Origin of the sequence: Lachnoclostridium sp. An131 (genome assembly GCF_002160825.1) — a bacterium.
Taxonomy (GTDB): domain Bacteria; phylum Bacillota; class Clostridia; order Lachnospirales; family Lachnospiraceae; genus Laedolimicola.
The window spans coordinates 93025-106968 of the sequence record NZ_NFLI01000004.1; the positions used below are offsets into that span (position 1 = coordinate 93025).

The 13944-nt window shown below is 52.7% G+C and carries 13 protein-coding genes; 1 reads left to right on the forward strand and 12 read right to left on the reverse strand.

Annotated elements, in window-relative coordinates; genetic code table 11:
* Positions 1-18 precede the first annotated feature (18 nt).
* The 8 genes from B5E77_RS04295 to B5E77_RS04330 form a co-directional block, all read right to left on the reverse strand.
* Complete coding sequence (locus B5E77_RS04295; protein ID WP_087164259.1) at positions 19-582, reverse strand: SIS domain-containing protein; 564 nt, start codon at positions 580-582, stop codon at positions 19-21.
* An 80-nt stretch (positions 583-662) separates the two neighbouring features.
* Positions 663-1679 (reverse strand): LacI family DNA-binding transcriptional regulator, encoded by a 1017-nt coding sequence (locus B5E77_RS04300; protein WP_087164148.1) that lies wholly within the window; start codon positions 1677-1679, stop codon positions 663-665.
* Between the two features lie 360 nt (positions 1680-2039).
* Complete coding sequence (locus tag B5E77_RS04305) at positions 2040-2510, reverse strand: RpiB/LacA/LacB family sugar-phosphate isomerase (protein WP_204248013.1); 471 nt, start codon at positions 2508-2510, stop codon at positions 2040-2042.
* A gap of 101 nt (positions 2511-2611) precedes the next feature.
* Positions 2612-4102: a phospho-sugar mutase gene (locus B5E77_RS04310; RefSeq protein ID WP_087164149.1), complete on the reverse strand. Its 1491-nt coding sequence runs from the start codon at positions 4100-4102 to the stop codon at positions 2612-2614.
* A 20-nt stretch (positions 4103-4122) separates the two neighbouring features.
* Positions 4123-5004 (reverse strand): class I mannose-6-phosphate isomerase, encoded by an 882-nt coding sequence (locus B5E77_RS04315; protein ID WP_143468577.1) that lies wholly within the window; start codon positions 5002-5004, stop codon positions 4123-4125.
* A gap of 13 nt (positions 5005-5017) precedes the next feature.
* Entirely contained in the window at positions 5018-6025 is a 1008-nt protein-coding gene (locus tag B5E77_RS04320) for a GDP-L-fucose synthase (protein ID WP_330394617.1), read from the reverse strand.
* Positions 6026-6072: 47 nt separating this feature from the next.
* Complete coding sequence (gene gmd / locus B5E77_RS04325) at positions 6073-7140, reverse strand: GDP-mannose 4,6-dehydratase (protein WP_087164150.1); 1068 nt, start codon at positions 7138-7140, stop codon at positions 6073-6075.
* A gap of 22 nt (positions 7141-7162) precedes the next feature.
* Positions 7163-8524 (reverse strand): sugar phosphate nucleotidyltransferase, encoded by a 1362-nt coding sequence (locus tag B5E77_RS04330; RefSeq protein WP_087164151.1) that lies wholly within the window; start codon positions 8522-8524, stop codon positions 7163-7165.
* A gap of 216 nt (positions 8525-8740) precedes the next feature.
* Between B5E77_RS04330 and B5E77_RS04335 the strand changes: the two genes are divergently transcribed.
* Positions 8741-9610: a helix-turn-helix transcriptional regulator gene (locus tag B5E77_RS04335; protein ID WP_087164152.1), complete on the forward strand. Its 870-nt coding sequence runs from the start codon at positions 8741-8743 to the stop codon at positions 9608-9610.
* 72 nt (positions 9611-9682) lie between these two features.
* On the opposite strand, the gene B5E77_RS04340 is transcribed toward B5E77_RS04335, so the two are convergent.
* From B5E77_RS04340 to B5E77_RS04355, 4 genes are all read right to left on the reverse strand, one after another.
* Positions 9683-10804 carry an ABC transporter substrate-binding protein gene (locus B5E77_RS04340; protein WP_162609640.1) on the reverse strand — a complete coding sequence of 374 codons (1122 nt, stop codon included), beginning with the start codon at positions 10802-10804 and terminating at the stop codon, positions 9683-9685.
* 226 nt (positions 10805-11030) lie between these two features.
* Positions 11031-11468: an RbsD/FucU family protein gene (locus B5E77_RS04345; protein ID WP_087164262.1), complete on the reverse strand. Its 438-nt coding sequence runs from the start codon at positions 11466-11468 to the stop codon at positions 11031-11033.
* Positions 11469-11618: 150 nt separating this feature from the next.
* Positions 11619-12797 (reverse strand): substrate-binding domain-containing protein, encoded by a 1179-nt coding sequence (locus tag B5E77_RS04350; protein ID WP_087164154.1) that lies wholly within the window; start codon positions 12795-12797, stop codon positions 11619-11621.
* Between the two features lie 130 nt (positions 12798-12927).
* Positions 12928-13932, reverse strand: a complete 1005-nt coding sequence (locus tag B5E77_RS04355) for an ABC transporter permease (protein WP_087164155.1) — start codon at positions 13930-13932, stop codon at positions 12928-12930.
* Positions 13933-13944 lie beyond the last annotated feature (12 nt).

Sequence of the window (13944 nt, forward strand, 5' to 3'; positions counted from 1 at the left end):
ATTATGGGTGAAGTAACATTACTCTACATTCCTGTGTCTTGCTACCATCTCTTCCGGGGCGATTCCCATCTCCTCCCGGAGCATCATCACCAGAACGTCATAGAAGATGAAGAGCGCCTGCTCAAACAGGTTTCCCATCAGCTGCCCGCTCGGCACGAAATCACCGACAGCCTTGTATGCTGCGGCCGGAACCTTTGTCACCAGATCCGCTATCGTCAGAAGATATCCTTCATTGGAGGGAGTAATCAGCGCCAGATCTGCTCCGTTGTCCTTTGCCATCTTCGCAATGTAGTTCTCATGGCCTACATTGGCGGAACCGCAGGCGCAAATCATCAGGTCGCCCTTTCCGATAGACGGGGTCGTATCATCCCAAATCCAGTAGGACTTTTTCCCCAGATGCATCAGGCGCATTGCGAACGACCGGGTCGCCAGTCCCTCACGGCCTGCCGCAAGCAGGAAAATGCGGTCTGTCTTCTTGATTTTCTCCAGAAGCTCGCGGACGTTTGAATCATCCATCTTCGCAAATACCGCTTCCAGCTCCTGTAAAGCCATTTGTGATAACTCTTTAAATCTGTCTCCCATTTTTATGTACTTCTCCTTTCTCTGCCTTCCGGCCTCACCAGCCGGCGACCGCTTTCCTGTCATCCCGCAGGCGATTCGATTTACAGCTCCCGGATTCTAAGAGCCGGGTTTAGAATAATATGCTTCAAACACTGATCCGGACAGGCAATTCGTTCATTCAGAAGCCGTATCGCCTCCCGCCCCATCATCTTGGCGTCACGCTCAATATAATTGAACTTGCTGTCGATGATATCGAGGGCTTCTATCCTGTCCAGCCCGATGCAGGCAATATCCTTCGGGAGGCTCTCATGCCTCTCGTAAAGCGCCTTCAGGAATCCGAGGCTCGTACGGTTGTTTCCGGTGATCACCGCCGTCGGCCTGTCCTCCATGGAAAGCATCTCTCTGGAAAGCTGGTAAGCCTTTGTCATATGGTAATCTCCTTCAAAGACATACCGGCGGTCCAGAGGGATTCCCGCCTCCTTCAGAGCCTTCTCATATCCTCTGTAACGTGTACGGGCCAGCACCCGGTCCATCGTCGCATTCAGCAGCGCTATCTTCCTGTGCCCTTTGCCAATCAGACACATGGCTGCTTCATAAATTCCTTTTTCATCATCAAAGAACACACCGTCATATTCATCCAGACTGTCTGCCTGCCTGTCCATAATTACGACCGGAGCGTTTAAATCCTTCAGCAGCTTTCCAATCTCCCTGCGCTGTTCCTTTGTAGTATAATCCACGGCAGGCGTATACAGAAGCCCCCGGATCCTGTGGCCCTTCAGCATCATCAGCGCCTTCCGGTCCTTCTCCAGGCTGTCATCGGAATTGCAGCAGATTAAGGTGTAGCTGCATTCATCCGCTATCTCTGTGACGCCCCGCAGAATCTCTCCAAAAAAGGGGTTATCAATATCCGGTACAATGATCCCGATCGTATTGGAGCTTTGCTGGGAAAGATTTCTCGCCATTGTAGATGGCGTAAAGTGCCGGTCGGCCATCACCTTCAGCACCCGCTCCTTTGTTTCCCGTTTTACGGAAGCAGAGTCATTCAGCACCCTGGAGACTGTAGCTTTTGAGACGCGTGCTTCTTTCGCAATGTCATTGATGGTAAACTCCTTTGGCACGCTCCCCCTCCTCACCCAGTTTCTCTGTAAATTTGTAACCGGTTTCATTTTTCTGTATTATGGCATATTTCTCTTTCTCTGTCAATGAAATCTCGCTGCAAATATTATTTTTGTATAGTTTGTCAGTTTTTATCCTCATATTTTGTGCATATTGCACTTCCTCTTTCTTTCCATGCTCTTCTTATTTTTTCCTCTTTCTCCACTAATCGCCAGAAAAAGAAAGCGGTTTCTTTTTCCTGGCCTCCGAAGCAGAAAACCCCCGCGGGATACACAGGCTTTTCCTTTGTATCCCGCGGGGGTTTTTGCTTTCCTTTTATCCAGACAGCGCGGCCTTTTCCGGCCGCCGGACTTCTGCCCGTCCTACGCTTCCGGATATACCGTCTTTTCGAATTCGACCAGCTCGTCGTATTCCTTTTCCACACGCTTTGCCATCTCCGGGTCAAGTCCTTTGAGATGCTCAGCCTCCAGCCATGCGTTTGCCATCTCGATCCCCATCTCTTTTCCGATGATGAAGCCGCCCATGCAGAGCACGTTGGTATTGTTTACCGTCTTTGCACGGCGGGCCTGGTACAGGCTTTCGCACAGCGCTGCGTACACGCCTCTGTGCTTGTTGCAGATGATGCTGACTCCCATGCCTGTGCCGCAGATCGCGATTCCCCGGTCATATTCCCGGCTCTGAACGCCCCTTGCCACTGCTACGGCCGCGTCCTGGAACAGCACCGGCGTATCCGGATCCACATCCGTGATCTCATACCCCTTTTTCAGCAAGTCTTCTTTAATCGCGTTTTTCAGCTCGAATCCGGCCGGATCCGCTCCCATGATGATTTTCATGTCCTTTTCCTCCTGCTTTTTCATTTTGTAACCGGTTACAAATTATGCTATCAATATAAACGCCACACGTAGCTCTGTCAACCTTTATTTTGAGCGCTGCTTCAGCTGCAGCGCTCTGTGTACACCTTGATCTTCGGTTCTGTGCCTGAGGGCCGGATCTGGGCCTGGGAACCATCCTCCATCCAGAGCTGCAGCACATTCGAAGCCGGAATCCCGTCAATGCCGTCCCTGTAGTCCTTATAGCGGACCACCTTTGATCCGGCGAATTTCATGCCCTCCGGGCTTTTCAGCCCTTCCCGGATCCGGCTCATGCGGCGGTCCGCCTCTTCGCCGGTAAACTCATAGGTCCTGAGGGTCGTCTCATAGCGTCCGTACGTCTGGTACAGCTCCTCCAGATAATCCCAGAGTGTCTTTCCTTGCGCCTTGCAGGTATCCGCCAGCTCGCAGAGAATCATGGCGGCGCCGACCGCGTCCTTATCACGGACATAGCTTCCAATCATGTACCCGCAGCTTTCCTCAAAGCCATAGACAAAGCGGTCTGCCTCTCCGGCCTCCTCCAGCTTTCCGATGGCTCCGCCGATCCACTTAAAGCCGGTCAGTGTCTGAATCACCTCCGCGCCGTAATGCTCCGCGATCCGGTCCGTCATGGTGGTCGTCACAATCGTCCGGATCACAACGGGCCTCTCCGGGAGCGTACCGGCTTCCTTTCTGCTCTTTAAGATATAATCCAGCAGAAGAATTCCCACCTGGTTTCCGTTCAGGCGCTTATATTCGCCGTCCTTTTTGGCGACGACGCCCAGACGGTCACTGTCCGGATCTGTCGCGATCAGAATATCTGCGTCTGTCTTTTTGCACCATTCGATACCCAGCTCCAGCGCCTTCGGATCCTCCGGATTCGGATAAGGACAGGTCGGAAAATCCCCGTTTGGCTTCGCCTGCTCCGTGACAATCTGCAGATTCTGGACTCCGATGTATTTCAGAATGCTGGTCACACAGCTTAAGCCTGCGCCGTAAAGCGGAGTGTACACCACCTTCAGATCCGACTCCAGCTTCTTCTTTGTCCTTTTACGGATAATCGCTGCCAGAAACGCCTTGATGGTTTTCTGATCAATCAGTACGATGCTTCCCTTTTCCACATAATCCTCAAAGCTCTCTGCGCCGTCCGCTTCCTTTCTGTCCGCGGCCCAGATATGCTTCTGGATGCTGTCTGCAGCCTCGTTCGTCACCTGGCAGCCGTCCGGGCCATATACCTTGTATCCGTTGTACTCTCTCGGATTATGGCTGGCAGTCACACAGATTCCCACCGTACATTTCAGATGGCGCACGGCAAAGGAAAGGGTAGGCGTAGGAGACAGCTTCGGATAAATATATGCCTTCACGCCCTTACATGCCAGCACGCGGGCCGCCTCTCTCGCAAATTCCTCTGAATGATTCCGGCTGTCATAGGCGATTGCCGCGCTGGGCTCCTTGCTCTGTTCCTTCGCATAAGCCGCCACTCCAAGCGTGGCTTCCTGAATGGTTTCCAGATTGAGATGATCCGGCCCCGGCCCCATCGTGGCTCTCAGGCCTCCCGTACCAAATTTCAGATTCATATCATTCTACCTTTCTTGTCTCATATAATACCAGGGCTTCCGTCCGTCTCCCGCTTTTGCCGCAGGCCTCCGGATGAAATGAGCAGCTGCAGATTTCCTTCTGCCCGATAAGCTTCCATGCCCTTCGGAAGGTACACGCTGTCCCCGGCCTTAAGCTCCAGCCTCTGTCCCCCTCCTGTAAGCACACCTTCTCCTTCCAGCACGAGCAGAGACAGAAAGCCCTGCAGCGTATCTCCCTCAAAGCTTTTCTCTATTCTGTATAATTGTACCACAAAATATGGACATTGCACTAATAAAGTTCTGGAATATCCGTTTTTTTGAATTCTGGGCCCCATGGGATGATGCCCGGCCAAGGGCGGCACGAAGCCGGCCACCTGCTCAGCCTTTCGGATATGCAGCTCGCGCTTTCTGTGCTCCTGGTCTTCTCTGTTGTAGTCGTACACCCGGTAGGTCACATCTGAGCTCTGCTGTATCTCAGCGACAGTGATTCCTGCCCCGATGGCATGCAGAAGCCCTGCCGGAATATAGAATACGTCACCCTTCTTGACAGGCACCTTCCGGCAGACCTCCAGAATGGTCTGGTTCTGAATCCGTTTGCGGAATTCCTGCGGTGAAATTCTGTGCTTCAGCCCATAATAAAGATATGCGCCGGGCTCACAGTCCAGCACATACCACATTTCCGTCTTTCCGTTTTTTCCTTCCTCCGTCCGTGCAAACTCATCGCCCGGATGCACCTGTACGGACAGGGCCTCTCTGGCACGGATGATTTTGATCAGGAGCGGACAATCCTCCAGCCCCTCCTGCAGCCAGGACAGCATCCAGTCCTCCGTTCCCCAGATATACTCCTTCCTCACAGGCTCAAGCTTCACCGGCCCCGGCCTCTTCTCTGCTTCTGCTTTCATCTGACCTTCCGCCCTATCTCTCGGCAAACTCCCCTGTCTCATATCTCTCGCAGAACCATTCATAGGTTCTCCTAAGCCCCGTTTCCAAATCAATCCGCGGCTCCCAGCCCACAGCCCGGAGGCGGCTGATATCCGTGAGCTTCCGGGGCGTTCCGTCCGGCTTTGAAGGATCGAGAACGATTTCTCCTGCGTATCCCGTAACCTTCTTTATCAGCTGGGCCAGCTCCAGAATCGTAACCTCTTTTCCATAGCCCACGTTAAAGAAATCGTTTCCGTCATAATGGTCCATCAGATAAAGGCAGGCATCCGCCAGATCGTCCACGTTCAGAAACTCCCGCAGAGGCGTGCCGCTTCCCCAGACTGTGACTGACGGCGCTCCGTTTTTCTTCGCCTCATGAAATTTTCTCATCAGGGCCGGAAGGACATGGGAGTTCTCCAGCCCGAAATTGTCGTTGATTCCGTACAGGTTGCAGGGCATCACGCTGATATAGTGCGTTCCGTACTGCCTGTTGTAATAGGCGCACATTTTAAGTCCCGCAATTTTGGCCAGCGCATACGCCTCGTTTGTCTTTTCCAGATAGCCTGAGAGCAGGTATTCCTCCCTGATCGGCTGCGGACAGTCTCTCGGATAGATGCAGGAGCTTCCGAGAAACAGAAGCTTCTTCACCTGATTCTGAAAAGCCGCGTCAATCACATTGCACTCTATCTGAAGATTCTTCATGATGAAATCTGCCGGGTAGGTATCGTTGGCATAGATCCCGCCCACCTTAGCTGCCGCCAATATGACATAATCCGGCTTTTCCTGTTCAAAAAAGGCCTCCACATCCGCCTGGCGGGTCAGGTCAAGCTCCGCATGGGTTCTTGTGATAATATTCCGAAAGCCGTCCTGCTCCAGCCGCCGCACGAGTGCGGAGCCGACCAGGCCCTTATGTCCTGCCACGTAGATTTTTTTATTCCGATCCAGCGGCTCTGCCGCACAGCTCTGTTCCATAGATTTCTGCACTGCCTGTTCCATTTTCATCCTTCTTTCCTGTATTCGTTTCTCTTTTCCGCCTGTAAACGGACATTTTACTTCAATACGCCGGCTGCGCCGCCCCTTCTGACCAGCTCCATATCATGCTCTACCATGATTTTTACAAGCTCCTCAAAGGAGGTTTTTCTCGGATTCCATCCCAGAAGCTCCCTGGCCTTTGACGGGTCCCCCAGCAGCAGATCCACCTCGGCGGGCCGGAAAAATTCCGGAGACACCTCCACCAGTGTCCTTCCTGTAGCCTGGTCGATCCCCTTTTCCCTTACGCCCTCTCCTTCCCAGCGAAGCTGCATTCCCGCATGGGCAAAGGCCGCCTCTGCAAATTCTCTGACTGTGCGCGTCTCCCCTGTGGCAATTACAAAATCCTCCGGCGTGTCATGCTGTAAAATCATCCACATGCACTCCACATAATCCTTCGCATAGCCCCAGTCGCGTTTGGCGTCCAGATTTCCAAGCAGCAGCTTTTCCTGGCGCCCTGCCGCAATGTTTGCTGCTGCCAGCGTGATTTTCCTGGTCACAAAGGTCTCTCCCCGCCGCTCTGACTCATGGTTAAAAAGAATCCCGTTTACCGCGTACATCCCGTAGGCTTCCCGGTAATGCTTTGTAATCCAGTAGCCATAGAGCTTTGCCACCGCATAAGGCGACCGGGGATGAAACGGCGTCGTCTCCCTCTGCGGAATCTCCTCTACCTTTCCAAAAAGCTCTGACGTAGACGCCTGATAGATCCGCGTGGTCTTTGCAAGCCCCGCGATCCGCACGGCCTCCAGGACGCGCAGCACTCCGATTCCGTCTGCATTCGCCGTGTATTCCGGCTCCTCAAATGAAACTGCCACATGGGATTGAGCAGCCAGATTGTAGACCTCATCCGGCCGGATCTCCAGCATCAGCCTCACCAGATTCATCGAATCTGTCATATCGCCGTAGACCAGATGAAGGCCGTCTCCCTTTTTTTCTCTTTCCTCCAGCAGATGCGCGATGCGCTCCGCCGTGTTAGTCGAGCCCCGGCGGAACAGTCCATAGACCTCATACCCCTTTTCCAGCAGAAGCTCCGCCAGATAGGAGCCGTCCTGTCCTGTGATTCCTGTGATCAGCGCTGTCTTTTTCATATTCTGTTTTCCTCCGTTATCCCTATAATATATGGCTCAGCTCAATTTCATCCCAGTCAAACGTAATCCGGTTGATATCGTCGCTTCCGGTACTTGTTCCCACATGGATCTCTATATATTCAAAATCCTGAAAGGCCTTGACCGCATGGCGCTGATTTTTCCGGATGCAGACAGCCTTTCCAGAGCTCAAAGGAATCTTAGTCCCCTCCAGAATCAGCTCTCCCGTTCCGGAAAGAACCGTCCAAATCTCGTCACGGTCTTTGTGGTAATGATAGCTGGAGGTCATTCCATCATAGATATGAATCTTGCGGGTCAGCGTAGAAAGTCCCTGGTATTCGGAGCTGTCCAGCGTCTCCAGCGTTCCCCAGCGGCGTTCCTCAAACATCGGCCGGGAGGTGAAGGCCGCCGCAGCTTCCTTTACCTTTGCACTCATGCTCTTGTCCGCCACCAGAATCCCATCCTGAGAAGCCACAACCACCAGATCTCTGGCTCCCATTACGACTGCAGGAGCCTTCAGCTCGTTGATTACCTGTGTGTTTTCACAGCTCTCGTCCAGGACGACGTTTCCGATGGCGTCTGTGCTCATCTGCTCTGCCAGCGCATCCCAGGTGCCGAGATCCTTCCAGTAGCCCCGGAATTCCGTCACGGCCAGCCTTTCCGCCTTTTCCAGCACCTCATAATCGAAGCTGATTTTGGGAAGGCGCTCATAGGCGGCGCAGAGGCCCTCATAGTCCTTCGGAACGCCGTATGCCGCTGCCTTTTCCAGCATATCGCCGATCCGGACACAGAAGACGCCGCAGTTCCAGAGCGCGCCCTTCTGCATCAGCTCCTCCGCCTGTTCCTCATCTGGCTTTTCCACAAAGCCCTCCACCTCTCTCCAGCCGTCTCTTGCTTCTCCCGGCAGAATATATCCGTATTTCACAGCGGGATAAGAGGGTACCGCTCCCATCAGTCCCACTTCCGCGCCCGAACGGATCATTACCTCCTCCAGGCTCTTCACTGTCTCAAAATAGGAGCCTTCTGTGTAGGGATCGACTGGCATGATCGCTGCGTAGTCCTCTTTCCCTGCGCCCAGCTTCGTATACAGCCAGGAGCAGCTCAGCAGCACGGCAGCAAACGTGTCTCTCCTTCCCGGCTCCACCGCAATTCTGGCTTCCTTCACCTGGCTTTTGATCAGCTCCGTCTGATCTCCGCCCGCAGTGATCACAGCGTGGCTTGAGATTCCTGCTTCCTTCATCTGATCCCAGACCCGCTGAAGCATGGAACAGCGTTCCATCGAATTCATCTCTTTGTTGACTACCTTCAGATATTGTTTCGGCCGCGCCTCGTTCGACAGCGGCCACAGCCTTTTTCCAGAGCCCCCTGACAGCAGAACGTAATACATCGTTTTTCCTTTCCGCCATATCCGGTACCAGTTTCTCCCGATATGGTATTTTATTGTAATTATATTTTTTTATTTATCTGTTGCTTTAGCAAGTATATATCTGTATATTTATATTAACAAGTGAGTATATTGCCGAAAACAGGTATTTTATTGCTCTCATAAATCCTGACCATCTTCTCCTCTATGGAGAACCACTCACAGTAAGGAGATACTTTTATGGATAATTATTTTGACCGATTCCCGGATTCCTATGTAGAAAGCTCCCGCCGCAGAATTCAGACTCCCAGCGCCTTTGCCCGTTCCGCTTTTTTCTATGTGCAGGAGACCGGATACCTGAAGCTGAAGGAAAGCCATGTGGCACGCCGCAAAAACCTGGAATCCTACCTCATCGTTCTGGTTCTCTCCGGGAGCGGTGTCCTGATGTACGACGACAGGATCTACCAGCTGAAGGAAGGCTCCTGCTTCTTTATCGACTGCATGACGCCCTACTATCACCAGAGTAGCAATACCGATCCCTGGGAGCTTATCTGGGTCCACTTCAATGGTTCCTCCTCCAGGGAGTACTATCAGTTTTTTTCTTCCGCAAGCCTCCCGGTCTTTTCACCGGGGAGCTTTCCGGAGCTGCGGGAAAAGCTGAACAGCCTGCTGGACGTAAATTCTGCCTCCGATTTTCAGGCCGAAATTGCTTCCTCCCGCCTTATTGTAGATATTCTTTCCATTCTGCTCCAGGACATTACAGAATCCAAAGAAGAAAAAAACCCCGGCCATTTAAAAATGGCCGAGGTGCGCAGCTATCTTGATACGCATTATACAGAAAAATTTTCTCTGGATGAGCTCTCTGAGAAATTCTTTATCAGCAAATACCATCTTTCCCGGGAATTTCATCAGTATTACCACACTACGCTGAACCAGTATGTCATTTCGAAGAGACTGACCCATGCGAAAAAGCTCCTCCGGTTTTCCGGCTGCACGCTGGAAGAGATTGCGCGCAGCTGCGGCTTCTATGACGCCAGCTATTTGAATAAGCAGTTCCGGAAGTCGGAAGGGATCAGCGCGTCCGAATTCCGCAAGAAGTGGATAAATTAACGTAAATGATTCGCAAAACGAACGCTGCCGGTTTTCTGTATCCTGTGTTCGGCCCAGGCCGCAGCGTAAACCTTATTTATAAATCAGCATCTGGACCGCAGGGTCGCTTAGATTTTCGGCGTCGATCCAGCAGTAGCCTGTATCGATGACAGAAGCATTTTCCATCCGGGCAATCTCGCGGAAGGCCGCTACGGCTGCCGCGTAGCCCATTCCATACGGATTCTGGACGATGGCGCCTGCCAGCTTTCCATCTTCAATGTCACCAATCTCTGTGGAGGAAGCGTCAAAGCCGGCCGCTATGACAGTCCGGTCCTCCGGGCCATACAGCTCAAGGGCTGATACGAGAGCTTCCGTCGTCTCCTCGTTCATGGCCTGATACGCCTTCAAATCCGGATACTCCGACAAAACAGCGGCGACAATGTCATCCACGCTTCTCTCATCCTGCTCCTGGTATGAAATGTTTACAATTTCAATATCCGGGTGATTCTGTTCCATCTCATCGATAAAGCCGCGTTCCCGCTCTATGCCTGTCTCCGTCTCGGAGCTATGTACCAAAAGGGCAGCCTGGCCGGAATCGCCGATCAGAGAGGCCAGCTGCCGGGCAGCCTCTGCTCCGGCCTGATAGTTATCTGTCTGGCTGGTGCTGACAATCAATGAATTTTCAATTGCAGAATCTACGGAAAACACAGGCACTCCGTTGCTTTCCGCCAGCTCAAGCTGCGTCCTTCCTGAATTGATATCTACAAATCCCACGATCAGGGCGTCCGGATTTTTATCCAGCATCTGATCGATAATATCGATCTGCTCCGCCACATCCCCTGCAGCTGAAGCATCGTAAATCAGCTCTGCCTTCGCGTCTCCTGTATATCCCAGCGCTGTGTTCAAATCCTCGACTGCCTGTTCCGCTCCGGCATGAACCTGCTTCCAGAAGCCGCTCTCCGAATCCTTACCCACCATCGTTACCGTCACGCCCTCGGGTATATGGATTCCTTCCACAGAAAGGTAATCAATTCCTTCCGCCTGTATCTCAAACAGCTCCTGAAAAGAAGAGCTGTCCTCTTCCTCCGCAGCCTCCGCCCCGCCGGACGAGGCCTCCTGCGCCTCATCTGACACGGCCTTCTCCGCAGCCTCTGATGCTGCACAGCCCGCCAGTAAGCTCAGCGCGAGCAGCGCCGCCAAAACCTTTCCTCTCATCTCAATGCCTTTCCTGTCTTCCTGCATATCCCATGCCGGCAGCCTTCCCTGCCCGTAAGGAGGCATGCTGCCAGCGTTCTTCAGTACCGATGTTCCCAAGTATAGACTAAAAAGGGATATGCCGCAAGACATATCCCCCAAATACCGAAAATATTAAGAAATTGTTTCGTTTTTATTAAGGCGCCATCCTCTTCTGCGCAGGCTTTTGCCCGGAGGCCCGGATGTTTTATACCACTACGCCCTTCTGAAGCATAATATTTGCGTACAAGGCCTTCTCGCTGGTGGCGATGATCGCATATGCCTTCTTCGCTTCCTCATAAAAGGCAAAACGCTCGATATTTCCTACGCAGGCGTCTCCCCTGGAATCATACTTTTTGATGATATCCTTATAGGTGTCCCAGATCGGCGTCTCCACATCGTCACCCGGCACGACCTCCATCAGCGTCACCGGCTTTTCCACATAGGTGTCAAGGGGCACCAGCTGCAGAATCGCATCCAGAAGCTCCGGCACGCCGTGTCCGTCGCACCGGATCACGATGGCGTCCTTTCCCATCGACTCAGCCGGGAAATTGCCATCGGAAATCACAATGCGGTCTCCATGTCCCATCTCGCACAGCACCATCAAAAGCTCCGGTGATAAAATCTGCGGAATTCCTTTTAACATATCCTTCTCCTCCTTATTCCCGTCCGGCGCAGCCTGGCTGCAGAGCTCCCTGCAGACGCTTTTGTCCCACTGGCCAGACTTATCAAAGGGGCACACCGGATGGTGCGCCCCTCTGTATTTACTTCAGATTTTGTGAACTGAATGTTCCGATTACTCGTACAGGTTCTGTGCGATCTCCGGATCGTCCATGTTCTCAGCTGTGTACCACTGGCATCCGGTGTCGATATCCTCTACGGTCTCGCCGTTTGCAGCCTTAACCAGAGTCTCTACCAGCTGCTCGCCCATTGCTACAGGAGCCTGGGTAACAGCGCCTGCGAATACTCCGCTTCTTACAGCCTGCATGATACTTGCACCAGAGTCAAATCCAGCTGCGATAACCTGTCCTTCACCGGTTCCGCACTTGTTCAGGTTCTCGTTAGCAGTGATGATTCCGTTTGCAGAGTGCTCGTTGGAACCATAGATAGCGATGGTGTCTTCCTGCTCCAGGATAGCAGAAGCGTCTGCTGCGGAAAGCTCGGAAGTAACGCTTGCCGGTACACGAACCTCGATAACCACGTCAGCCTCGTCGTTTACTTCAACGCCGGAGTCGGTTACGTAACGCTCGTTGGATACGGAAGCCATACCAACTGTCTTGCCGGAATCTGCAACCAGAGAAGCCATCTCCTGGATGAATCCAAGGCCGCGGTTTACAACGGACTCAGAAGTAGCGTCCTGAGCAACTACGCCGATACGAACAGTGCCTTCTGCATTGGCGATTCTGTCAGAGATCAGCTTGTATACTTCCTGTGCTGCGATTCCGCCTGCTGCCAGGTTGTCAGTAGAGCAGTTTGCTACGATAGCGCCTTCCGGAGCGCCCGGAACACCAGAGTCGAATCCAACGATCGGGATTCCGGAATCAACTGCAGTCTGCAGAAGATCCATTACAGAGTTTGTATCCAGAGCTGCCAGTCCGATTGCGCTCGGATTTGCGTTCAGAGCTGTCTCCAGCTGCTGTACCTGCTGCTGAATGTTGGACTCACTGTCCGGTCCTACAAAGTTTACAGTAACGCCAAGCTCTTCTGCCTTGGAATTCACGCCGTTCAGAACTGCCTGCCAGTATGCATGCTGAAGTCCCTTGGATACGATCTCCAGATGAAGTCCGGAATTGTCGGTTGTCGCTTCCGCATCTGCCGTCTCCTCAGTCTCAGCCGCATCCGTGGTCTCCTCGGTCTCAGCTGCTGCATCGGTTGTTGTGTCTGTTGTCGTGGTGTCTCCACCGCCGCCGCAGCCTGCAAGCAGAGTTGCTACCATTGCTACGCTGATAAGCGCTGCTAAGAGTTTCTTTTTCATTTTGAATCCTCCTTTTACTTTGTTCTCCCTTTTGGGTTTTATGTAAGCCGCCTTGCCTGACGGTACATATCTTAAACTGAAATCACTGAAATCCTGCCGCTTTCCGCCGCTGCCCTTCCGGGCGCCGGATTCAGGAAAGCTTCTTATTCTTCAGGACATCCACGTATACTGCCACCAGCAATACAACGCCGATGATAATCTGCTGATAGTTTGCCTGAAGTCCAACCTTCGGAAGACCTGTCTGCAGAATCGACATGATGAATACTCCAAGGATGGTTCCGGCTATGGTTCCTGAACCGCCGCTCATGGAGGTTCCTCCGATAATCGCTCCGCCGATGGCGTTCAGCTCTACTCCGCCGCCGCCTCCGGGCGTCATGGACTGGAATGCCGAGCTGTAGGCCAGCGCTGCAAGCCCTGTGAAGAAGCCGCAGATCAGGTACGCCAGCGTCTGGTATTTCGCCACATTGATTCCGGAAAGGCGTGTCGCCTCTTTATTGCTTCCAATAGCGATGATATAGCGCCCCGGACGTGTCTTATTCAGGATAATGCTCATAACCACTGCGGCAATCAGCACCCAGAGAAAGCCCAGCGGAATCTTTGTCCCGGACGGCAGCGTGAACTTGAAAAGATTTCTCGTCCAGCCTTCCGGAGTGCCTGCAATCGGCCATGTGATACTGGATCCGCCTGTAATGATGGCGCCCAGACCCCGGACAATCATCATCGTACACAGCGTCGCCAGGAAAGGAGCATGCCCTCCCTTTGAGACAATCAGTCCGTTCACCAATCCTACCAGAACTCCCATGCCCACCGTCACCAGAATTCCTACGATAACCGGCATATCCATCTTTGTAATCAGATAGCCGCCTGCCAGCGCATAACAGAACATTCCTGTTCCGATGGAAAGATCTACGCCTCCCGTGATCAGGCAGAAGGTTACGCCGATCCCCAGGAAAGCCAGATAGTATGTATAATCCATGATACTTAACAGCGAAGCGTAGGTCCAGAATGACGAGCTCTTCACACTGAAGAAGATAAGCAGAAGAATCAGCACCAGTACAACGACGACTTTCTGCACGCCAATCGCTCTCACTATCGGATTGTTCGTAAATGCATTTCCTTTTTTCTTGTTTGTCATTGCTCTGCTCCC

What these genes read in the sequence shown, in the direction of transcription:
- B5E77_RS04295 (WP_087164259.1), bottom strand. Translation starts at nt 582, where the DNA reads ATGGGAGACAGATTTAAAGAGTTATCACAAATGGCTTTACAGGAGCTG.
- B5E77_RS04305 (WP_204248013.1), bottom strand. Translation starts at nt 2,510, where the DNA reads ATGAAAATCATCATGGGAGCGGATCCGGCCGGATTCGAGCTGAAAAAC.
- B5E77_RS04310 (WP_087164149.1), bottom strand. Translation starts at nt 4,102, where the DNA reads ATGAATCTGAAATTTGGTACGGGAGGCCTGAGAGCCACGATGGGGCCG.
- B5E77_RS04315 (WP_143468577.1), bottom strand. Translation starts at nt 5,004, where the DNA reads ATGAAAGCAGAAGCAGAGAAGAGGCCGGGGCCGGTGAAGCTTGAGCCT.
- B5E77_RS04320 (WP_330394617.1), bottom strand. Translation starts at nt 6,025, where the DNA reads ATGAAAATGGAACAGGCAGTGCAGAAATCTATGGAACAGAGCTGTGCG.
- gmd (WP_087164150.1), bottom strand. Translation starts at nt 7,140, where the DNA reads ATGAAAAAGACAGCGCTGATCACAGGAATCACAGGACAGGACGGCTCC.
- B5E77_RS04330 (WP_087164151.1), bottom strand. Translation starts at nt 8,524, where the DNA reads ATGTATTACGTTCTGCTGTCAGGGGGCTCTGGAAAAAGGCTGTGGCCG.
- B5E77_RS04335 (WP_087164152.1), top strand. Translation starts at nt 8,741, where the DNA reads ATGGATAATTATTTTGACCGATTCCCGGATTCCTATGTAGAAAGCTCC.
- B5E77_RS04340 (WP_162609640.1), bottom strand. Translation starts at nt 10,804, where the DNA reads ATGAGAGGAAAGGTTTTGGCGGCGCTGCTCGCGCTGAGCTTACTGGCG.
- B5E77_RS04345 (WP_087164262.1), bottom strand. Translation starts at nt 11,468, where the DNA reads ATGTTAAAAGGAATTCCGCAGATTTTATCACCGGAGCTTTTGATGGTG.
- B5E77_RS04350 (WP_087164154.1), bottom strand. Translation starts at nt 12,797, where the DNA reads ATGAAAAAGAAACTCTTAGCAGCGCTTATCAGCGTAGCAATGGTAGCA.
- B5E77_RS04355 (WP_087164155.1), bottom strand. Translation starts at nt 13,932, where the DNA reads ATGACAAACAAGAAAAAAGGAAATGCATTTACGAACAATCCGATAGTG.